This is a genomic window from Halotalea alkalilenta DSM 17697, from assembly GCF_000621205.1.
Classification (GTDB): domain Bacteria; phylum Pseudomonadota; class Gammaproteobacteria; order Pseudomonadales; family Halomonadaceae; genus Halotalea; species Halotalea alkalilenta.
The window spans coordinates 56,870-77,721 of record NZ_JHYY01000030.1 but is presented as its reverse complement, the minus strand read 5'-3'; the positions used below and the strand labels follow the sequence as shown (position 1 = coordinate 77,721).

The 20,852-nt window shown below is 67.0% G+C and carries 19 protein-coding genes; 17 read left to right on the top strand and 2 right to left on the bottom strand.

What is annotated here, in order from left to right; translation table 11 throughout:
• Positions 1–76: 76 nt before the first annotated feature.
• Entirely contained in the window at positions 77–3,439 is a 3,363-nt protein-coding gene (rne, locus tag Q376_RS0106670) for a ribonuclease E (RefSeq protein ID WP_027349667.1), read from the bottom strand.
• A gap of 701 nt (positions 3,440–4,140) precedes the next feature.
• Here rne and Q376_RS0106665 point away from each other — a divergent pair.
• Genes Q376_RS0106665 through sppA form a run of 3 tightly spaced genes read left to right on the top strand, consistent with a single transcriptional unit; the run spans position 4,141 to position 6,951 of the window.
• Positions 4,141–5,118 (top strand): RluA family pseudouridine synthase, encoded by a 978-nt coding sequence (locus Q376_RS0106665; protein WP_052365015.1) that lies wholly within the window; start codon positions 4,141–4,143, stop codon positions 5,116–5,118.
• 54 nt (positions 5,119–5,172) lie between these two features.
• The gene (locus Q376_RS21645; protein ID WP_052365014.1) at positions 5,173–5,868 is read left to right on the top strand and encodes an HAD family hydrolase; all 696 of its coding nucleotides are present in this window, start codon (positions 5,173–5,175) and stop codon (positions 5,866–5,868) included.
• Between the two features lie 30 nt (positions 5,869–5,898).
• Entirely contained in the window at positions 5,899–6,951 is a 1,053-nt protein-coding gene (gene sppA / locus Q376_RS0106655; RefSeq protein WP_027349665.1) for a signal peptide peptidase SppA, read from the top strand.
• A 3-nt stretch (positions 6,952–6,954) separates the two neighbouring features.
• Here the strand turns inward: sppA and Q376_RS0106650 are convergent, their stop codons facing one another.
• Positions 6,955–7,557: a Maf family protein gene (locus tag Q376_RS0106650; RefSeq protein WP_043446535.1), complete on the bottom strand. Its 603-nt coding sequence runs from the start codon at positions 7,555–7,557 to the stop codon at positions 6,955–6,957.
• An 87-nt stretch (positions 7,558–7,644) separates the two neighbouring features.
• Between Q376_RS0106650 and Q376_RS0106645 the strand changes: the two genes are divergently transcribed.
• From Q376_RS0106645 to Q376_RS0106580, 14 genes are all read left to right on the top strand, one after another.
• Positions 7,645–8,163, top strand: a complete 519-nt coding sequence (locus tag Q376_RS0106645) for a YceD family protein (protein WP_027349663.1) — start codon at positions 7,645–7,647, stop codon at positions 8,161–8,163.
• A 46-nt stretch (positions 8,164–8,209) separates the two neighbouring features.
• The gene (rpmF, locus tag Q376_RS0106640) at positions 8,210–8,386 is read left to right on the top strand and encodes a 50S ribosomal protein L32 (protein WP_027349662.1); all 177 of its coding nucleotides are present in this window, start codon (positions 8,210–8,212) and stop codon (positions 8,384–8,386) included.
• Between the two features lie 49 nt (positions 8,387–8,435).
• A complete protein-coding gene (gene plsX / locus Q376_RS0106635) occupies positions 8,436–9,464 on the top strand; it encodes a phosphate acyltransferase PlsX (protein WP_027349661.1) in 1,029 nt (342 codons plus the stop codon).
• A gap of 81 nt (positions 9,465–9,545) precedes the next feature.
• The gene (gene fabD, locus Q376_RS0106630) at positions 9,546–10,505 is read left to right on the top strand and encodes an ACP S-malonyltransferase (RefSeq protein WP_027349660.1); all 960 of its coding nucleotides are present in this window, start codon (positions 9,546–9,548) and stop codon (positions 10,503–10,505) included.
• 6 nt (positions 10,506–10,511) lie between these two features.
• Positions 10,512–11,255: a 3-oxoacyl-ACP reductase FabG gene (gene fabG, locus Q376_RS0106625; protein WP_027349659.1), complete on the top strand. Its 744-nt coding sequence runs from the start codon at positions 10,512–10,514 to the stop codon at positions 11,253–11,255.
• 97 nt (positions 11,256–11,352) lie between these two features.
• Positions 11,353–11,586 carry an acyl carrier protein gene (gene acpP / locus Q376_RS0106620; RefSeq protein ID WP_027349658.1) on the top strand — a complete coding sequence of 78 codons (234 nt, stop codon included), beginning with the start codon at positions 11,353–11,355 and terminating at the stop codon, positions 11,584–11,586.
• Positions 11,587–11,993: 407 nt separating this feature from the next.
• Positions 11,994–13,226: a beta-ketoacyl-ACP synthase II gene (fabF, locus tag Q376_RS0106615; RefSeq protein WP_027349657.1), complete on the top strand. Its 1,233-nt coding sequence runs from the start codon at positions 11,994–11,996 to the stop codon at positions 13,224–13,226.
• Between the two features lie 20 nt (positions 13,227–13,246).
• Positions 13,247–14,083 carry an aminodeoxychorismate lyase gene (pabC, locus tag Q376_RS0106610; RefSeq protein WP_245598913.1) on the top strand — a complete coding sequence of 279 codons (837 nt, stop codon included), beginning with the start codon at positions 13,247–13,249 and terminating at the stop codon, positions 14,081–14,083.
• A 36-nt stretch (positions 14,084–14,119) separates the two neighbouring features.
• The gene (mltG, locus tag Q376_RS21640; protein WP_211266609.1) at positions 14,120–15,202 is read left to right on the top strand and encodes an endolytic transglycosylase MltG; all 1,083 of its coding nucleotides are present in this window, start codon (positions 14,120–14,122) and stop codon (positions 15,200–15,202) included.
• A gap of 11 nt (positions 15,203–15,213) precedes the next feature.
• Positions 15,214–15,876 carry a dTMP kinase gene (gene tmk, locus Q376_RS0106600; protein ID WP_027349655.1) on the top strand — a complete coding sequence of 221 codons (663 nt, stop codon included), beginning with the start codon at positions 15,214–15,216 and terminating at the stop codon, positions 15,874–15,876.
• On the top strand, positions 15,873–16,883 hold the full coding sequence (holB, locus tag Q376_RS0106595) for a DNA polymerase III subunit delta' (protein WP_027349654.1): 1,011 nt from the start codon (positions 15,873–15,875) through the stop codon (positions 16,881–16,883). Before tmk ends, holB begins: the two co-directional genes overlap by 4 nt.
• A gap of 37 nt (positions 16,884–16,920) precedes the next feature.
• Positions 16,921–17,748, top strand: coding sequence for a TatD family hydrolase (locus Q376_RS21635; RefSeq protein WP_052365013.1), 828 nt, complete (start codon positions 16,921–16,923; stop codon positions 17,746–17,748).
• Between the two features lie 10 nt (positions 17,749–17,758).
• Positions 17,759–19,954, top strand: coding sequence for an ATP-dependent helicase (locus Q376_RS0106585; RefSeq protein WP_245598912.1), 2,196 nt, complete (start codon positions 17,759–17,761; stop codon positions 19,952–19,954).
• 64 nt (positions 19,955–20,018) lie between these two features.
• A complete protein-coding gene (locus Q376_RS0106580) occupies positions 20,019–20,852 on the top strand; it encodes a sulfurtransferase (RefSeq protein ID WP_027349652.1) in 834 nt (277 codons plus the stop codon).

The following is a 20,852-nucleotide window of genomic DNA, read 5'->3' as shown; positions in this document are numbered from 1 at the left end:
TTGATCCAAAAAAAACCCGGCCGTGGCCGGGTTTCGTCGTTCGAACGGGTGGAGCCGGCAGGCGGCTCCCGCAGCGTCAGCGGTCGTGCTTCTCCTGCTGCTGCCGACGACGCTGTTCACGCGGGTCATTGTGAGCACGGCGGCGTGAGCGGCGCTGGCTGGCCTGTTCGGCGGTTTCCGCCGTAGCGTCGGCCGCCGGGGCGGTGGCTTCGGCTTCGGTCGCGACACCGGGCTTCGCTTCGCTTCGCTCTTCGGCCTTGTCTTGGCTGGCTTCGGCCTGGGCCTCGGCGGGCTTGGTCTCATGCTTGGCCGCGCTGGCTTTGGCCCGAGCCTCGGGCTTGACCGTATGCTTGGCCGCGCTGGCTTTGGCCTGAGCCTGAGCCTCATGCTTGGCGTCGGCCTCGCTGGCTTTGGCCTGAGCTTCGGACGTAGCCTCGGATTCGCTGGCCTTGGCCTGAGCCTCGGGCTTGGCCTCGTGGATGCCTTCGGCCGTCCCCTCGCTGGCTTTTTCCTTGGCTTCGGGCGCCATGCTCGGCTGGTCCGATTCCTGGCCCGACATGCCGACCTTGCCGACGGGGTCGCTGGCTTGATCGTCCGGCGCCGCGGTGGCGGAGTCGGCAAGCTGACGCGAGGGCTCGACGATCGACGGGCCGCTGCCACGAGGGCTGGCAGGAGTGGCCAGCCGCGCCTCGTTCTGGTCGCTCTGGTCGTTCTGGTCGCTCTGGTCGTTCTGGTCGTGCTGGTCGTGCGACGAGCGTGCGGATGCCTTGCTCTCCACGTCCTTGACCTCGGCGCTCGCCGCTGGCTCGCTCACCGGGACTGCAGGGTAGGCGATTCCACCTTCCGCTGCGGCCGCGTTGGCGAGGATCGCGCTGCCGGAAGCCGGCTTCGCTGCGGCCTGGCGCTCGTCGGTCACGGTGCTTTCGCCCGGCGCCGGTGCGCTGTCGCGACCGAAAGTGCGGTTGCCCCCTGGGACTTCGCGCTCCTGGCGGCGCTGCGAACCGCGCGGGTTACGAGGCCGCTCCTGCGGTTGCGCGTCGCTGCCCTGGGGCTGCTCCGCGCTCTCCTGGGATTCGGGCGCTTGTGCGACCGGCGCGACCGTCGTCTCGTCTGCACCCTCCTTCGCCGCCGCGGCCTGCAGGTGCTGCTGCTCGGCGATCGCATCGGGATTGAGCGCACGGGTGCGGGTACGCTTGCGCGGGTTGTTGCGCGTGCGCTTGGGCTGGTTGACGGAGTCCTGCTCGACCGGCGCATCGGGTTGGACGGGCTGCTTGCGAGCTTCAGCGCGGCCGCTCTGGCGCTCCTGATCGCGGGCGGGCGCGCTCTCCCTGGCCGGCTGGCTGTTGTCGCGCCCAGCGGTCGGTTTTTCGCGCACGCTCGGCTCGGTCACCTTGTCGGTGTCGCGCGGGCGGCGCGACTCCTGGCGCGGGCCCTCGCTGGTCCTGCCGCGTGCCTCTTCGCCACGCTCATCGCGGCGCGGGCGACGCTGGCGGCCGCTGTCGCGCTCCTCCTTCACCCGCTGCTCGGCGGGCTCCCGGGCCTGCTCGCGCGCGCCTTGGCCAGCGCTGGCGTCGCGGCGCGAGCCGTTGCCCTGGCCGTTGCTGCGGGGAGCACTGCCCTGCGACCGCTTGGGCGAGGGAGAGGATTGCTGCTTGGCGCTGGTATCACGCCTGGTATCGCTGGTCGCGGCATCGCCGCCGAGGATGCGACCCATGCTGCGCACCAGGCGAGTGATGAAGCCGCCCTCGCTGGCCGCCGGCGCGGCCGGCACGACCGATGCGGTCGGGGCTGGCTCCTCCAGGGCGGGTTCCTCGATCAGCGAGGAGGGCGCCGGGGTGGTGTGGCTTACGGTCTTGACCGCGGCCTCGGTGCGCACCGCTACCTTGCCGATACCGCTTTCGACCACTGGTGCTTCGTAGTTGGTATCCAGCTCGAAGCTCGACTTGCCGAGATCCTCTTCCTCGATCTGGTCGTCGCGCAGGCGCTGCACATCGTAGTGCGGGGTGTCCATGTCGGGTTCGGGCAGGAGCATCACCCGCACGCCCTGGCGCCGCTCGACTTCGGCGAGGACGTGGCGCTTCTCGTTGAGCAGGTAGGTCGCGACCGGTACCGGCAGCACCGCGCGAATCTGGGCGCTGCGATCCTTCATCGCCTCTTCCTCGATCAGGCGCAGGATCGACAGCGACAGCGAGCGGACATCGCGGATGGTGCCTTGGCCGTTGCAGCGCGGACAGACCACGCCGCTGGTCTCGCCGAGCGAGGGGCGCAGGCGCTGGCGCGACATCTCCATCAGGCCGAAGCGCGAGATACGTCCGACCTGAACTCGGGCACGGTCGAGCTTGAGCGCATCGCGCATGCGGTTTTCGACTTCACGCTGGTTCTTCGCCGGCGACATATCGATGAAGTCGATCACCACTAGTCCGCCAGAGTCGCGCAGGCGCAGCTGGCGTGCGATCTCGTCGGCGGCCTCGAGGTTGGTCTGCAGCGCGGTTTCCTCGATATCGCCGCCGCGAGTGGCACGCGCGGAGTTGATGTCGATCGACACCAGCGCTTCGGTGTTGTCGATCACGATCGCGCCGCCGGAGGGGAGCTTCACCTCGCGCTGGTAGGCGGTCTCGATCTGCGACTCGATCTGGAAGCGGGAGAACAGCGGCACTTCATCCTGGTAGAGCTTGATCTTCTGCTGGTAGCTCGGCATCACCTGCTGGACGAAGCCGAGCGCCTCGGCATAGACGCTTTCCCCATCGATCAGCACCTCGCCGATATCCTGGCGCAGGTAGTCGCGCATCGCGCGGATGATGACGTTGGACTCGCGGTAGATCAGGAAGGGAGCGGAGCGCTGGTTGGCCTCCTCGGTGATCGCCTCCCAGACCTGGACCAGGTAGTCGAGGTCCCACTGCAGCTCCTCGCTCGAGCGCCCGATGCCAGCGGTACGCACGATCACGCCCATCTTGTCGGGCAGGCGCAGGTCGTTCATCGCCTCTTTCAACTGGCTGCGCTCATCACCCTCGATGCGCCGGGAAATGCCGCCGGCGCGGGGGTTGTTGGGCATCAGCACGAGGAAGCGGCCGGCCAGGCTGATGAAGGTGGTCAGCGCCGCGCCTTTGTTGCCGCGCTCCTCCTTGTCGACCTGGACGATGATCTCCTGGCCTTCCTTGAGCACTTCGCGGATGTTGGGGCGACCGCCGGAGGAGGGGTCCTTGATGAAGTACTCGCGGGCGACTTCCTTGAGCGGCAGGAAGCCGTGGCGCTCGGCGCCGAAATCGACGAAGGCGGCCTCGAGGCTCGGTTCGACCCGAGTGATCCTGGCGCGATAGATGTTGGCCTTCTTCTGTTCACGAGCACCTGATTCGATGTCGAGATCGTAAAGGCGTTGTCCATCCACCAGAGCGACGCGAAGCTCCTCGGGCTGCGTCGCATTGATGAGCATTCTTTTCATATCGTCTCGCTGACTTAGTCGCGCCGGGCGACGGGCGTCGGCGAACCGCTTGGTGCTTCGTGTTGTGCTCAGTGCATGTCGGGTGGTGCGTCCTGCACGTCCTACGATCGGACCGCGTCCGCGGAGCCGAGGTGGAGACGAACAAGGTGTGCAAGGTTGGTCATGATGAGTACGAGGCGGTGAGCGGAACGTGTTGCGGTGGCAATGCGCCATCCGGTTCCGCGGTCGACCGCCAGACACCTGGCATTCGTCGATTCGATGACGCCGACTCCGGCACGGGATGATGGTAAGTACCCGTGTATGTCGAAACCGGGCGTTTCGTTTTTTCGCGCCTAGCGCACGCTGTGCCGGCCCGCTGAAGGGTCGGTCCCTGCAAGGCCGAGCCGTCGAGCCGCTCGTGGCGGTTGCTCGCACGGTGGTTTTGGCCTTGTCGTGCAACGTGTGTTCAGCGCGTTCTATATCGTTTGCCAGGCCCGCATGTCCTTGATCTCGCGGGCGCTTTGGGTGCAGCGGCGATGCCGCCGCTTACCCCATGTAGGCAGGCGGAATATACCAACAAAGGCCTGGGCGAGCAATTGGCGTCGGCGGCGCGACAATCGGCTAGAATGGCCGATCAAGTCGCGAGGTCGCTTCGTTCGGAGCACCGCGGCAATGGAGGTTCGCGGCGACGTCGCGGGTCTTTGGCGAGACAGGGGAGCGGTATGGGCGACAAGCAGGAGACGCAGGCGCAGTCCACGCAAGGGCAGGGCGTGCAAATGCTGGAGGTCAACGAGGGGCAGCACGGTCAGCGGCTCGACAACTACCTTCTCGGTCGGCTGAAGGGGGCGCCGAAGTCGCTCGTCTACCGGATCATTCGTCGTGGCGAGGTGCGGGTCAACAAGGGGCGTGCCAAGGCCGAGACCCGGCTCGCGACCGGCGACATGGTCAGAGTGCCGCCGCTGCGCCTGGCCCCGGAAGAGGCGGTGCAGGAAGTCTCCGAAAACCTGAAGAATCTGCTCGCCAGCAGCGTGCTGGCCGAGTCCCACGATTGGCTTGCGATCAACAAGCCGGCGGGGCTCGCCGTGCACGGTGGCAGCGGCGTGAAGATCGGCTTGATCGAGGCGCTGAGGCAGGTCCGCTACGACCTGCCTTTTCTCGAGCTGGTGCATCGGCTCGACCGCGACACCTCGGGATGCCTGCTGCTGGCCAAGAGTCGCGAGGGGCTTTTGGCGCTCAACGCGGCGATCAAGGACAAGCACATGGACAAGCGTTATCTCGCACTGGTCGAGGGGCGCTGGCCCGCGCGGCGCGATTGGGTCGCCGCGCCCCTTGCCCGTTACGACGCGGGCAACGGCGAGCGCCGGGTGCGGGTGGAGCGCGACGGTAAGCGTTCGCGTACGCTGTTCGACGTGCGTGAGACGTTCGTGCGTGCGACCTTGGTCGAGGCCTCGCCGATCACCGGCCGGACCCACCAGATTCGCGTCCACGCCGCCCACGTCGGGCATCCACTGCTCAATGACGCCAAGTACGGCAGTCACGAAGGAATGCGGATCAGCGCGCAGCTCGGGCTCGAGCGGCTGTTCCTGCATGCCCACTCGCTCGGTTTCGCGGATCCGCGCAGCGGACGCGCGATCGAGCTCAAGGCGCGCCTCGACCCGGCGCTCGACGCGGTGCTCGTGCGCGCCCGCGAGGCGCGTTGAGCGAGGGGCGGGCGGCATGGGGCGGGGGAAATCGTCAAGACGAGGACGGAACGAATGCGCTATCGGCTGGTGATCTTCGATTGGGATGGAACCTTGATGGATTCGGTCGCACGGATCGTTGCGGCGATGCAGCGCGCCGGACGCGAGCTGGGAATGGGGGAGTTCGCGCCGCAGCAGGTTCGTGACATCGTAGGGCTGGGGCTGCCGGAGGCGATCGCGACCCTGGCGCCCGGGCTTGGCCCCGAGCGCGCCGAGGCGCTGCGCCAGCGCTACGTCGAGCATTTCGTCGCCGCCGAGACGCAGGCGCCGGACACTCGCTTCTTTCCTGGCGTGGAGAAGGGCTTGGGTGCGCTGCATCGCCAGGGCATGCGGCTTGCGGTGGCGACCGGGAAGAGCCGGCGCGGGCTCGACCGCGCGCTGGGCAAGGCGGCCGGGGTGGCGGGGTTTTTCGAGGCCAGCCGTACTGCCGACCTGACCCGCTCCAAGCCGGATCCGTTGATGCTGGTTGAGCTGTTGGAGGAGACCAGCGTCGACGTCGGCCAGGCGCTGATGGTCGGGGATAGCGAATATGACCTGGCGATGGCCCGGGCGCTCGGGATGGACGCGGTCGGGGTGGCATGGGGCGTCCACGCGCCGCAGCGGCTGATGCGCCAGGCGCCGCTCTGGGTCTGCGAGGATTTCGCCGCGCTGGTCGACTGGCTGGGAGGAGGCTCGATGAGCCCCCGGATACCTGGTGCGGTCGCGATGTGATTTTTGGAATCAGCTGGTAGGAAGCGTGCAATGAGCGATGAACGAAACGAGTGGGACGAGCCGGCGAGCGGCGAGCGTATGGCGAAGACGACACCGGCGTCCGAGGCTTCGGACGCCGGCCCCGCGGCGGTGAGCGAGGCCCAGGCGCGGGCGACGCTGATCCGGCTGGCCGAGGAGATGCTGGTCGAGCGGCGCCGCTCGCGGCGCTGGCGACTGTTCTTCCGCTTGGTCAAGCTGGTGATCTGGCTGGCCATCTTCGCCGGCATCCTTTGGGCGGTGATGCGCTACGACGGCGACGCCGGGCTGGTCGGTCCCCATGTTGGGGTGGTCGAGATCGACGGCGTGATCTCCGACGATAGCGAAGCCAGTGCCGAGCGCATCATAGAAGGGCTCGACGCTGCTTGGAGCAGTTCTGCCCAGGCGGTGGTGCTGCATATCAATAGTCCTGGCGGCACCCCGGTGCAGGCGCAGCGGATCTACGCCGAGGTGATGCGTTTGCGCGAGGCCGGCGACAAGCCGATCTATGCGGTGATCGAGGACCTTGGCGCCAGCGGCGCCTACTACGTCGCCTCGGCGGCCGAGCGGATCTACGCCTCGCCCTCGAGTCTGGTCGGTTCGATCGGCGTGATCCACGCCGGCTTCGGGCTGGAGGGAGCGATCGATATGCTCGGCATCGAGCGTCGCGTGTTCACCGCCGGCGAGAACAAGGACATGCTCGATCCGTTCAGGCCGGTAACGCCCCAGCAGCAGGAGTTCTGGCAGCAGGTGCTCGATACCACCCATCGTCAGTTCGTCGATGCGGTGAAGGCGGGCCGCGGGGATCGTCTGGCGGATGACCCTGAGCTGTTCAGCGGCTTGGTCTGGAGCGGTGAGCAGGCGATGTCGCTGGGGCTGGTCGATGAACTGGAGAGCTTCGATCAGGTGATCCGGGCCCAGGTCGGTGATGCCACCGCCTACGTCGACTACACCCCCAAGGTCGACCCGTTGGAAAGAGTCGCCCAGCGCCTTGGCGTGATGGCGGCGAGCTTCCTGGGTCTCGAGCTCGAAACCTCGCGCTCACCGTTGCGCTATCAGTTGAACTGAACCTCACCTGGCGCCGAGCGGGTCCAGGCCCGCCCGGCGCAGCATCGCGCAGAGACGAATCAAGGGCAGGCCGATCAGCGTATTCGGGTCATCGCCCTCGAAGCGTTCGAACAGCGCGATGCCCAGCCCCTCCATGCGAAAGGCGCCTGCGCAGTCCAGCGGTCGTTCGCGGGCGACGTAGCGTTCGATCTCGGCACCATCCAGGCTGCGGAACACCGCGTCGAAGCGCTCCACCGCACTCTGGTGCGTGCCGCGGTACCCATCGACCAGTGCAACTCCGGTATGAAAGCTCACCCGCTGGCCGGAGAAACCGCGCAGCTGCTCGCGGGCGGCCGCCTCGATACCAGGCTTGCCCAGGACGAGCCCATTGAAGGCGCAGACCTGGTCCGAGCCGATCACCAGCGCTTGCGGGTGCTCCCGGGCTACCTTCCACGCTTTCTCGAGCGCCAGTCTCGCCGCCAGCGCTTCGGCGGATTCATGCTCTGCGGGGGTCTCGTCGATCTCCGGTGAGACGCAGTGATAGTCGATGCCCAGGCGGTCGAGCAGCGCTCGGCGATAGGGCGAGGAGCTGGCGAGGATCAGCTTCGGCGGCGGTGTGTCGTTCAAGCGGGACTTCCATGGCGGGGTGAGCGGCAGGTGTGGTGCGCGGCGCGCTTTGACAGGCGCCTGGACAGTCCCTATTATTGCGCGCCTATGTCAACCATGCGAATTCCCCATACCGTCGAGCCCTACCGGCTCGCCGCCAACGCCGAGCGATTGGAAGGCCTGATCCCGCTCGCTTCGATGCCGCGTCTGGTTGATGCGCTCGGGGAGCAGCAGGGTGACTGCCGGGTGCGCCTCGCCTTCGATGTCGACGCTCAGCGCCAGCGTCATATCGATGGCAGGCTCGAAGCGCGGGTGACGATGCATTGTCAGCGCTGCCTGCAGCCGATGGAGGTCGAGATCGAAAGCGACTTCCTGCTCGCGATGGTCTCGAGCGACGCCCTCGCGGCGGAGCTACCGAAGCGTTATGAGCCGGTGCTGGTCGAAAATGAACAGCTTCAACTGCTGCCGGTGGTCGAGGATGAACTGCTCCTCAGCCTCCCGCAGGTGGTCTATCACGACGATGCCGATTGCGGTGTCTCGCGCGACCAGCTGCAGAGCGGTAAAGCCGTCGAGGACGACAGGACCAACCCATTCAGCGTGCTGCGTTCGCTGAAGGACAAACCTTGATTCTCCGGGCGCCCTGCGCTCGGACACTACCCGTAGGAGATTCAACATGGCCGTTCAACAGAATCGCAAGACCCGCTCCAAGCGCGGCATGCGTCGTGCCCACGATGCCCTCAGCGCTCCGGCGCTGGCCCAGGACAAAGAGACCGGCACTACCCATCGCCGTCACCACGTCTCTCCCGACGGCTTCTATCGTGGTCGCAAGGTCGTCGACGTCGACGCCTGAGCGCGGCGTCGACCGGCCGCGGCACGGCTGATTCCAGCGCTTGCGGGCGGTGCGTATCGCCATCGATGCGATGGGCGGGGACTTCGGTCCCCGCGTCATCGTCAGGGGCTGCTTCGAGGCGCTCAAGCGTGACCCTTCGCTGTCGCTTTTGCTTTTCGGTAGTCGAGCCTCTCTCGATGAAGCGTTCGAGTCCTTGCCGCGCGCCATGGCGCCGCTGCGAGAGCGGATTTCGCTTCGCTACGTCGAGCGCAGCTTTCCCTCAGCGGAACTTCCTTCCCATGCCCTGCGCGGGCGCTATCTCAGCGATCATGATGCCTCAAGTCTCCACGCCTCGATTCGTGCGGTCGAGCGCGGCGAAGCCATGGGCTGCGTCAGCGCCGGGGACACCGGTGCGCTGATGGCTGTGGCGCGTCATTGTCTCGGCATGCTGGAAGGCATCGTGCGTCCGGCGATCAGTTCGGCGATCCCCACCATCGGCGAGCGGCCCTGCTACGTGCTCGATCTCGGCGCCAACGTCGACTGCCAGCCGCGCCACCTGCTGCAGTTCGCACGCATGGGGGCCGAGATGGTCAGGGTGGTCGATGGCATCGAGCGGCCCAGGGTGGCGCTGCTCAACATCGGCTCGGAAAGTCGCAAGGGGAGCCGCTTGGTGCGCGAGACCGATACGCTGCTGCGTGCACTCGATGCGCCGCGCTTCGATTACCAGGGCTTCGTCGAGGGCGACGGCATCTATGCGGGCAGTATCGACGTGATCGTTTGCGACGGTTTCGTCGGTAACGTGGCGCTGAAGACCAGCGAGGGGCTGGCCAAGATGCTAGGGCGCAAGCTGCAGGTGACCTTCGAGGCGAACTGGCGCACTCGGCTGGTGAGCTTTCTCGCCCGTCCGGCGCTGTCGCGCTTTCGTCGTGAGATCGATCCGGTGCGCTACAATGGTGCCAGCCTGCTCGGCCTCTGCGCGACCGTGGTCAAGAGTCACGGTGGAGCCGATGCGCTCGGCTTCTCGTACGCGATCTCGAGAGCCGTGACCGAGGTCTCGGGACGCCTGCCCGGCCGGCTCGCTGAGGGACTGGCGAAGTGACCGCCTCATTCCAGTCTGTGATCCGAGGCGCTGATCCCTCGGATCCAGATCATTCGATCGCATACAGATAGGTACTTCCAGATGACCGCTAACCTCGCTTTCGTCTTCCCCGGCCAGGGCTCCCAGCATCTCGGTATGCTGCGGGAACTCGCCGAGCGCTACAGCGTGGTGCGCAGCACGTTCGAAGAAGCCTCCAGTGCCCTGGGCTTCGATCTTTGGCACACCATTCAGGAGGGCAGCCCCGAAGCGCTCAACGCCACGGCGGTGACCCAGCCGGCGCTGCTGACCGCAAGCGTGGCGATCTGGCGGGTCTGGCAGGAGCTCGAAGGCCCCCGCCCGACGCTGATGGCGGGGCACAGTCTCGGCGAGTACAGTGCGATGGTCTGCGCCGGCACGCTCGGCTTCGCCGACGGTGTGCGTCTGGTGCGCCTGCGTGGAGAGGCGATGCAGGCAGCGGTGCCCGAAGGGGTCGGTGCGATGGCGGCGATCCTCGGTCTGGAGGATGCTCAGGTAGAAGTGGCTTGCCGTGAGGCCGCGCAGGGCGATATCGTCGCGGCGGTGAACTACAACTCTCCGGGGCAGGTGGTGATCGCCGGGCATCGGGCAGCCGTCGAACGCGCCATCGCTGCCTGCCAGCAGGCGGGCGCCAAGCGGGCGCTGCCGTTGCCGGTATCGGTGCCGTCTCACTGTGAGCTGATGCGTCCTGCGGCGCTGCGGCTCGGTGCCGCGCTTGCCGAGCTCGAGGTCAAGCCGCCGCGCTATCCGGTGATCCAGAACGTGGATGCGCAGAGCCACGATGATGTCGAGGTCCTGGCAGCGCGGTTGGTCGAGCAGCTCTATCGACCGGTGCGCTGGTCCTCTTGCGTCGAGGCGCTGGTCGAGCAAGGCTCGCGGGTGTTCATCGAGTGCGGTCCCGGCAAGGTGCTGACGGGACTCAACAAGCGCATCGACCGGCGGATCAAGGGGCTCGCGGTGAACGATCCTGAGTCCCTGACGAGCGCGCTGGAACTTGCGCGCGAAGAGAATGAAGAGAGCGAGTGACTGGATATGGCGAGTGAAAGGAAGGTGGCGCTGGTGACCGGCGCCAGTCGTGGGATCGGACGTGCGGTGGCCCGCCAGCTGGGAAGCCAGGGGTTCTTCGTGATCGGTACCGCGACCAGCGATGCCGGTGCCGAAAGGATCACCGCCGATCTCACCGAGCACGGCGTCGAAGGGCAAGGGGCCATGCTGGAAGTCAACGACGCGGCCGCGATCAGCGCGCTGGTCAACGACATCACCGAGCGATTCGGTGCCCCGCTGGTGCTGGTCAACAACGCCGGGATCACTCGCGACAATCTGCTCATGCGGATGAGCGAGGAGCAGTGGGACGAGGTGCTGGACACCAACCTGAAGTCGGTCTACCGGCTCTCCAAGGCTTGTCTTCGCGGGATGACCCGTGCGCGCTACGGCCGTATCATCAACGTGAGTTCGGTGGTCGCGACCTTCGGCAACCTGGGGCAGACCAACTACGCCGCGGCGAAGGCCGGGATGGAAGGGTTCAGCCGTGCGCTCGCCCGCGAAGTAGCCTCGCGCAACATTACCGTCAATTGTGTCGCTCCCGGCTTCATCGCCAGCGACATGACCGAGGTCTTGCCCGAAGCGCAGCGTGATGCGCTGCTTGGGCAGATTCCGCTCGCCCGCCTGGGCAAGCCGGAAGAAATCGCTGCCGCCGTCGGCTTTCTGGCCAGCGATGCCGCCGCTTATGTCACCGGTGAAACCCTGCACGTCAACGGTGGCATGAACATGCGTTGATCGCCCTCGGTGGCGTTGTTGCGTCACTCTGGAGCGGTCTATAAACTACCGTCAGTCTTGAACCGGCGGAATCCGTACTATTAGGAGCACAGACAACATGAGTACCATTGAAGAGCGCGTCAAGAAGGTCGTGGCCGAGCGCCTGAACGTCAAGGAAGAAGAGATCCAGAACAGCTCTTCTTTCACTGAAGACCTGGGCGCTGACTCGCTCGACACCGTTGAGCTGGTAATGGCTCTGGAAGAGGAATTCGATACTGAAATTCCCGATGAAGAAGCCGAGAAAATCACTACCGTGCAGGAAGCGATCGACTACATCAACGCTCACCAGTGAGCGTATGACGCGGCGCCTCGGGTTGGCGTTCGCGTCGTGTTATCGATGACCGCCGCGCGTCTTGTACGCAGGAAAAACCGCTCCATCGGAGCGGTTTTTTCATATCCGAAGCCTCGGCTGGGATGGCTCCGCCCGCTTTGGATTCCCACCGCTCGGGGCTTTGCCCGCCTGGATTGCGTGGTTGGAGTGCGAGGGACCGAATCGGCGTTCGAACGAGGTGCGTTTGACGCTATAATCTCTGCTTCGATTACGCTCTCCCCGAGGGTGTCATCGGGTAGAGAGGGCGGCGCGCGGTTGGCGGTGCCGTTCCCGCTCCCGCAGCGCGACTCGGATCGTCGCATCCAGGTCGCGGCACAATCAGAGAGCGGCGCTTGCGCCGCGTTAGAGCAAGGTTTGGAGGAGTGATGATGCCTCGCAGGAGAGTCGTGGTGACCGGACTCGGTATGCTGACCCCGGTCGGCAATACCGTCGATGAGAGCTGGTCGAACATCTTGAAGGGCAAGAGCGGTATCGGACCGATCGAGCACTTCGATGCTTCCACTTTCAATACCCGGTTCTGTGGCTCGATCAAGGACTTCGACCCGACGCCCTATCTCAATCCGAAGGAAGCGCGCAAGGTCGATCTGTTCATCCAGTACGGGCTCGCCGCCGCTGCCCAGGCGATCGCCGACTCGGGGATAGTCTGCAGCGAAGACAACGCTCATCGTATCGGCGTCGCCATCGGCTCCGGGATCGGTGGCCTGCCGATGATCGAGAACAATCATACGGCGCTGATCAACGGCGGTGCGCGTCGCGTCTCGCCATTCTTCGTCCCTGGCTCGATCATCAACATGGTCGCGGGCAACCTGGCGATCCAGTACGGCTTCACCGGGCCCAACATCGCGATCACCACCGCCTGCACCACCGGCACGCATAACATCGGCTACTCCGCGCGTACCATCGCCTACGGCGACGCCGACGTGATGGTCTGCGGCGGCTCCGAGATGGCCTCTTCGCCGCTCGGCATCGGCGGTTTCTCCGCGGCTCGCGCGCTCTCCACCCGCAACGATGACCCTCAGGCCGCCAGCCGTCCGTGGGATCGCGGCCGCGACGGCTTCGTGCTCTCCGATGGCGCCGGCGTGATGGTACTCGAGGAGTACGAGCACGCCGTCGCGCGCGGCGCGACGATCTATGCCGAACTCAAGGGCTTCGGCATGAGCGACGACGCCTATCACATCACCTCGCCGAACGGCACCGGTGCCGAGATGGCGATGCGCAACGCGATTCGTGATTCAGGCATCGCGCTGGAGTCGTTGCAGTACATCAACGCCCATGGTACTTCGACCATGGCCGGCGACGTCGCCGAGAGCCAGGCGGTCGAACGGGTGATGGGCGAGGCCTCGAAGCAGGTCGCGGTGAGCTCGACCAAGTCGATGATCGGCCACCTGCTCGGCGCCGCCGGCGCGGTCGAGGCGATCTTCTGCGTGCTCGCGCTGCGTGACCAGATCGCCCCGCCGACGATCAACCTCGATGAGCCCGACGAGGGCTGCAATCTCGATTACGTACCCCACGTCGCCCGTGAGATGCGCATTGACCATGCGCTTTCCAATTCGTTCGGCTTCGGCGGTACCAATGGCTCGCTGCTGTTCGGCCGGGTGTGAAACCGGGGGATGAGGCAGGCATGAGCGAGCCCGACGGGGCGGGTCCAGCGAGGAGCGAGGTGGGCGGCGATACGATGCTGCCCTTCGACGACCGCGGGCTGGCCTATGGCGACGGCGTATTCGAAACCGTGCTGGTACGCGATCATCGCCCGACCCTCTGGCAAGCCCACCATGCCCGGCTGGTGCACGGTTGCGAGGTGCTCGGCATGTGCCCGCCCGATCGCGAAGCGCTGGAGGCCGCCTTTGCCGGCGCTGCCGGTCTCAAGGTGACCAAGCTGATCGTCACCCGCGGCAGCGGCGGTCGCGGCTACTTGCCGCCAGCGCAGCCGAAGGTCAGGCTGCGCTGGCGCTCGACGGTGTTCGTCCCCGATGCCGCGCGCTGGAGCGCGGGCGTCGAGGTGGGACTCTGCCGACTGCGCCTGGCCCGTCAGCCGGCGCTGGCCGGCATCAAGCATCTCAACCGGTTGGAGAACGTGCTCGCTCGGGCGGAGTGGCGCGGGGAAAAGATCGCCGAGGGCCTGCTCGCCGACCAGCAAGGTTGGCTGACCGAGGCGACGGCGATGAATCTCTGCTGGCACGATGGACGCCGCTGGTTCACGCCGCCGCTCGAGCAGTGCGGCGTCGCGGGCACGCTGCGCGCAGCGCTGCTCGAGGCAGGCTCGCTCGAGATCGCGCCGCTGCATCTCGACGAGCTGACGCGCGCTCGGGCGCTGTGCCTGATCAACTCGGTGCAGGGGCTGTGGCCGCTGCGCCGGCTGCACTTCCCCACGCAGCGGGAGCCCTTCGAACCGCCATTGGCCGATGCCCATCTCGCGCTGCAGCGCAGCGCCCATCGACTGCTCGGGTATCATCGCTGAGCGCCGCGACATCATTACGGGTCCAATATCATCGTCATGCGTTTGCTCAAACCGTTTTTACTCCTGTCGCTGGTGGTTGCCCTCGCGCTTACCGGCGGTTACTACTACTGGCGCCACCAGCTCGATGCACCGATCGCGCTGTCGCAGCCAGAAATCTACGAAGTGCGCCCGGGCGACGGTGCCCGTGCGACGCTGGCCAGGCTCGAATCCCGCGGGGTGATCGCCGAGCAGTGGCCGTTCAAGCTGCTAGGGGTGGTCGAGCCCGAGCGACTGACTGGACTGAGGGTAGGGGAGTTCATGCTCGAGCCGGGCATGAGTGGGCTCGATTTGCTGGCCAAGCTCTCGAGCAACGATGTGGTCACCTATACCGTGACCATCCCCGAGGGGCGCACCTTCGCTCAGATGAGGGGACTGCTCGACGCAGCGCCGAAACTCGAGCACCAGAGTACGGGTCTCGATGACGAGGCACTGATGGAGGCCCTGGGATACGCCGGCGAGCACCCCGAAGGGCGATTCTTCCCCGCGACCTATCGTTATCGAAAGGGCGACAGCGATCTCGAGCTCTTCGGTCAGGCCTACCGGTTGATGAGCCGCGAACTCGAGCGCGCTTGGGCGTCGCGCGCCGAAGGGCTGCCCTACGACGATCCCTATCAGGCGCTGATCATGGCATCGTTGATCGAGCAGGAGACCGGCGCGCCGGAGGAGCGAAGGGAGATCGCCGGGGTTTTCGTGCGTCGGCTCGAGCGCGGCATGCGCCTGCAGACCGATCCGACCGTCGTCTATGGGCTCGGCATGGCCAGCGGCCAGGGGCTTACAAGACGTGATCTGGCTGCCGATAACCCTTACAACACCTACCGTATCGACGGGTTGCCGCCGACCCCGATCGCCTTGCCGGGCCGGGCGTCGATCGAGGCTGCGTTGGATCCGGCGCCAGGGGACACCTACTACTTCGTTGCGATGGGCAACGGCCGCCATCGGTTCTCCCGGACCCTCGCCGAGCACAACGCGGCGGTGCAGCGCTACATACGCGACCGACGCGGTGCAGCGCAAGAGGGAGACGCACCGCCCCTGGGCAGCGGTGCGGGGGTGAGCGAGGGCATAGGCGAACAGACACCTTGAGGAGCAGCGCGATGAACCCGTGCGACGATAGGGCCAGAGGACGCTTCATCACCCTCGAGGGCGGTGAGGGGGTCGGCAAGAGCACCAACGTCGATTTCGTCGTCGAGCATCTGCGCGGTCGTGGGTTGGAGGTGGTGCGCACCCGGGAACCCGGCGGCAGCCCACGTGCCGAACGTATCCGCACCCTGCTGCTCGACCCCGCGGCGGATGAGCCGCTCGACCAGACCGCGGAGCTTTTGCTGATGTTCGCCGCCCGGGCCCAGCATCTGGCGATGACCATTCTTCCCGCGCTCGAACGCGGAGCCTTCGTGGTCTGCGATCGCTTCACCGATGCCACCTACGCATACCAGGGCGCCGGCCGGGGTATCGATCGGGCGGCGATCGAAACGCTCGAGCGCCTGGTGCAGCACGGCCTCGAACCCGATCTGACGCTTTTGCTCGACATGCCGGTGGAGGCCGCGCTCGCTCGGATGAACGCCCGCGGCGCTACGCTCGATCGATTCGAGACCCAGGCGCCCGAGTTCTTTCGTGCCGTGCGTGAAGGCTACCGCCATCGTTACGAGGCGGCGCCGCAACGCTTCGAATTGATCGACGCCGCTCCTGAGCTGGCGCAGGTCCAGGCGGCGATCGCCGCGGTGCTCGACCGGCGCCTGGCGCAGTGGGAGACGATATGAGCGAACGCAAGGTGGATCGACCGCTGGCCTGGCAGCTCGACGACTGGCATCGGCTGGTCGAGCTGATCGAGCGTGACCGGCTGCCCCATGCGCTGATGCTCGCCGGGCCCGCCGGGCTCGGCAAGGGTCACTTCGCCGAGCTTGTCATCGCCCGGCTTCTATGTGCCGCTCCGCAGCAGGCGGCGGCGGGAGCGGTCGCCTGCGGGCGCTGTCATGGCTGCTCGATGCGCCTTGCCGGCCACCATCCTGACCTGCTCACCGTGGCGCCGGCCGACCAGGGGCGGCTGATTCGCATCGATACGGTGCGCGGGATCAACGACTTCCTTGCCCAGACCGCGCAGCAGGGCGGCTATCGGATCGTGCGCTTGAACGGCGCCGAGGCGATGACCATCGGAGCGGCCAATGCGCTGCTCAAGGGGCTCGAGGAGCCCGGCGACCGTACCCTGTTCCTGCTGCTCTCGGACATGCCCTCGCGGGTGATGCCGACGGTGCTCAGCCGCTGCCAGCGCTGGAGCTTCACTGCGCCGAGCTTCGATGACTGCCTGCCCTGGCTGGTCGAGCGGCTGGCCGATGAAGATGATGCGCGATTCTGGTGGCGGGTCGCCGGCGGCATGCCGCTGGCCGCCGTGGCGCAAGGCGAGAGCGAGGCACGCAAGCTGCGCCAGCGGCTCACCGAGCTCTTCGACGCGCTGGTGCGGGGCGCGGAGCCGGTGGCCGAGGCTGCGCGCCTCGACCGCCAGCAGCTCGGTGCGATCCTTGGCTACGGTATCAGCTGGCTCGAAGACCTCATCCGCCTGGGGCTCTCCGGCAACGTCGAGTCGCTGCGCAATCCCGATCTGCTGTCGCTCTATCGCCAAGCGGTGAAGAACGCCCGGGTGCGTGATTGGTTCCGCCTGCTCGACTACGCCCGCGAACAGCGCCGGCTGATCGCCCAGGGCGGCAATCCCAATCCCCAGCTGGTCCTCGAGGCCTGGCTGATCCGCTGGGCGGCGCTGCTGCGTTCGTAAGCCCCGATGCGCTGTCGAATCCAACCATGAGAACGCCATGACTCGAAGCTTCACTGCGTCCGCGGCGCCGCTGGCCCAGCCGCACTTCATCGACTCCCACTGTCATCTCGACCGGCTCGATCTCGCGCCCTACCAGGGTAGCCTCGACGCGGCGATCGATGCAGCCCTCGAGGCGGGCGTCGGCCGGATTCTCGCCATGGCCACCGACCTGGACGACCTGCCCGGGCTGGTCGAGATCGCCCGCAGGCATCGCTGCGTCGAGATCGCCGCCGGCGTGCATCCGCTCAAAGCGCTCGAGCATGAGCCCAGCCTGGACGAGATCCGCGCCTGCATCGAGCGCTTCGCGCCGGTCGCGGTGGGCGAGATCGGGCTGGACTTCGCCGATACCGAGGCGGCGGTGCCGTTCGAGACCCAGCGCCTGCGCTTTCGCAATCACCTGATCGCGGCGACCGAAGCGGAACTGCCGGTCAGCGTGCATACCCGCGCCGCCGGGGACGAGACGCTGGCCTTGATCCGCGCGCACGCGAATCCTGACATAGGCGGCGTGCTGCACTGCTTCACCGATGATATCGACATCGCCCGCGAAGCGATCCGGCTCGGTTTCTACATCTCGCTTTCAGGCATCGTCACCTTCCATCGCGCGGAGAACGTTCGCGAACTGGCGCGTCGGCTTCCGCTGGATCGGCTGCTGGTCGAGACCGACAGCCCCTGGCTTGCGCCGGTGCCCCATCGCGGCAAGCCCAACGAGCCCCGTCACGTGGTCGAAGTAGCGAAGACCATTGCCGAGGTGCGGGGTATCAGTCTCGACGAGGTGAGGATGCAGACCAGCGCCAATTTCTATCGACTGTTCTCGCGTGTGCGCTGAGCGCTCGGCGGTGAACCCCAGCGCCACGCGCTCAGCGCTGCTCGAGCGGCTGACCGAAGAGCAGCGCGCGGTCGTCGCCCACCGCCGGGGACATGCCCGTGTCGCTGCGGTGGCGGGGGCCGGCAAGACCTCGACCCTGGCCGCCAGGGTCATGGCGCTGCTCGACGATGGTGCCGACCCCGAGCGGATGCTGGTATTGATGTTCAACCGTGCGGCCCGCGACGAGTTCGCCACCCGTCTCCAGAGCCTCGCCGCACCGGGACAGCGGCTGCCCCGGGTGCGCACTTTCCACTCGATCGGGCATCGTCTATGCGGCTCGCTGACCCGCTGGGGGGTGCTGCCGGCACGGCGGTTGATCGAAGCGGAGTGGCAGCGCGAGCGGCTCGCCCGCCAAGCGATGATACGTACCCTCGAGGAGTATCCCGAGCTCGGCGAGGAGGCGCTCGAACCCGAGCGGCTCGAGGCGTTCGGTCATTTCTGCGAGCGGGTCAAGGGCGAGCTGGTAGCGCCGGAGCAGATGGTCGAGAGCGACGACTTCGGGGCCGAGACGCGCCATTTCCCCACCGCCTATCGAATGCATGAGTCACTGCTCGAGGCGCAGGGGCTGATGACCTACGCCGATCTGCTGCATCACCCGCTGCGGGCGCTGGCGCGCGATCCATCTCTGCGCTTGCGGATCCAGGGTTTCCTCGACCATGTGATCGTCGATGAATACCAGGACATCAACGAGGCGCAGCTGCGCCTGCTGGCGCTGCTCGCCGCCCCCCATGGCGAGGTGATGGCGGTGGGCGATGCCAACCAGTGCATCTACGAATGGCGCGGTGCCAGGGTCGATGCGATGCTCGAGCGCTTCGACCGCTGCTTCGGCAAACCGACCGACTATCCGCTCTCCTACACCTTTCGCCACGGTCACGCGCTGGCGCTGCTCGCCAACCATGCGATTGCCGCCAATCGCCGCCGGCCCGACCAGCTCACGCTCGCCGCACCGGGCACGCCGCAGACGACGATCGAGGCCCGAAGCGGAGCGAGGGCGCTGATCGAGACGCTCGAAGCTTGGCTCGACCAGGGCCGTCCGCTCGACCAGGCGGCGGTACTGGTGCGCAGCTGGACGCTGAGCGTGCCGGTGCAGCTGCGGCTGCTGCGCGCAGGCATTCCCTTCCAGCTCGGCCGCGAGGATCGCTTCGTCTTCCGCCTGCCGCTGGTCCGCGCGCTCGCCGGCTACCTCGAGCTTGCGCTGCAGCCGCGGCTGCTCGCCGATCCTGCGCATCTGATGTTGCTGTTCTCCCAGCCGTCCACCTTCGTCGCTCGAGAGCGCCTCGAGCGGATCTGCCATCGACTGGCCGAGTCGCAGCGATGGCTGGCCCGCGAGGATGCGCTGCTGGAAGGGCTCAAACCGATCCAGCGGCGCAACCTGAAGAAGCGCTGGTCGCTTTTGTGCGAGCTGCCGCGGCTGGCCCAGTGGTCGCCGGCCCGGCTGCTCGCCAAGGTGATCGAGACCCTCGATGCGGAGAAGCTGCTGCGTCGCGCCGCCGCGCGCAGGGAGAAAGGCGAGGAGGACGTGCGCCTGCTCGACGTGCTGCTCGAGCAGGCCGGAGAGCTCGCCGACGATACCGCCGCCTTCGTCGCGCTGTTGAAGAATCCGGTGGAGGCGCGTACCGACGGCGTGGTGATCTCGACCATCCATGGCGCCAAGGGGCTCGAGTGGCCGCTGGTCGCGGTGTGGGGGCTCAACGAGGAGGATTGCCCGCTCTATGGGCGTGAAATGCCGCTGACCCCTTCGGGGCTGGAAGAGGAGCGCCGGCTGTTCTACGTCGCGGTCACCAGGGCCAAGGAGCGCCTCGCGCTGTTCGACGACGGTGGTGAGCGTCGCCCGAGCCGGTTCCTCGCCGAGAGCGGCTGGGAGGCCTGCACCGCGGTCGCCGAGGCGATGGTGGCGGGGGCGAATGCACCGATCGCAGTGTCCGATCCTGCGCTGGTGGAACGCTACCTCCACGCCTTCGGTCAGGCGCTGGCGCTGCGCCAGGGTGATCGCCCGTCGCTGCCGGGAGGCTGGCGTCCTGGCGAGTGGATCGAGCACGCCACCTTCGGGCGCGGCGAGATCGAGCTGGTCGAAGGGGAGGGGGAGCGCTGCATCCTGGAGGTACGCTTCTCGACCGCCGGCAAGCGGCGCCTGCTCGCCGCCCGCGCGCCGATCGAGCCCGCCTGAACCTTGGCGGAGAGGCGCAGTGAGCGCATCATCGGCGATGAAGGCAAACCAAAGAGGAGCTTCCATGCATTCACCGCTGGTCGACGTTCCCACCCTCGAGGGCTGGCTCACCGAATCCTCGCCGCCGCTGCTGTTCGACTGCCGGGCGCGACTCAACGACACCGGCGCCGGGCGTGCCGCTTGGCGCGAAGCCCGCCTGCCCGGTGCTGATCATCTCGATCTCGATCGTGATCTATCGGCGCCGATGCGCGAGGACGGCGTCGGTGGACGCCATCCGCTGCCGAGCGCCGAGCGCTTCGCCGAGACGCTCCGAACCCATGCGGTCGAGCCGGACCGAAGGGTCGTCGTCTACGACGACACCGGCGGCCAGATCGCTGCCGCCCGGGCATGGTGGATGCTGCGCTGGGCCGGGCATCGCAACGTTCATCTGCTCGATGGCGGTTGGCAGGCGTGGTGCGAGGCGGGCCTGCCCGTCGACCATGGCGAGCCCGATGCCACGGTGGTGGCCAGCGATTGGCAGCCGACCTTCGATGACTCGATGATCGCCAGCGCCGACGAGGTCGCCAGCGGCCAGGCGGTGCTGCTGGACGCCCGGGCGCCCGAGCGCTTTCGCGGCGAGGTCGAACCGCTCGACCCGATCGCCGGGCACATTCCCCGCGCCCGAAGCCTGCCGAGCAGCGCGACGCTCGGCTCGACCGGGCGCTGGAGAGACGCCGCTGCGCTGCGCGCGCTGCTGCCCGAAGGCGAAGATGTGATCGGCTACTGCGGCTCGGGGGTGAGCGCCTGCCAGCTGATCCTTGCCCACGCGATCGCCGGGTTGCCTTTGCCCCGGCTCTATCCAGGCTCGTGGAGCGAATGGAGCCGCACCCCGGGGCGCCCGGTGGCGACCGGGGACTGA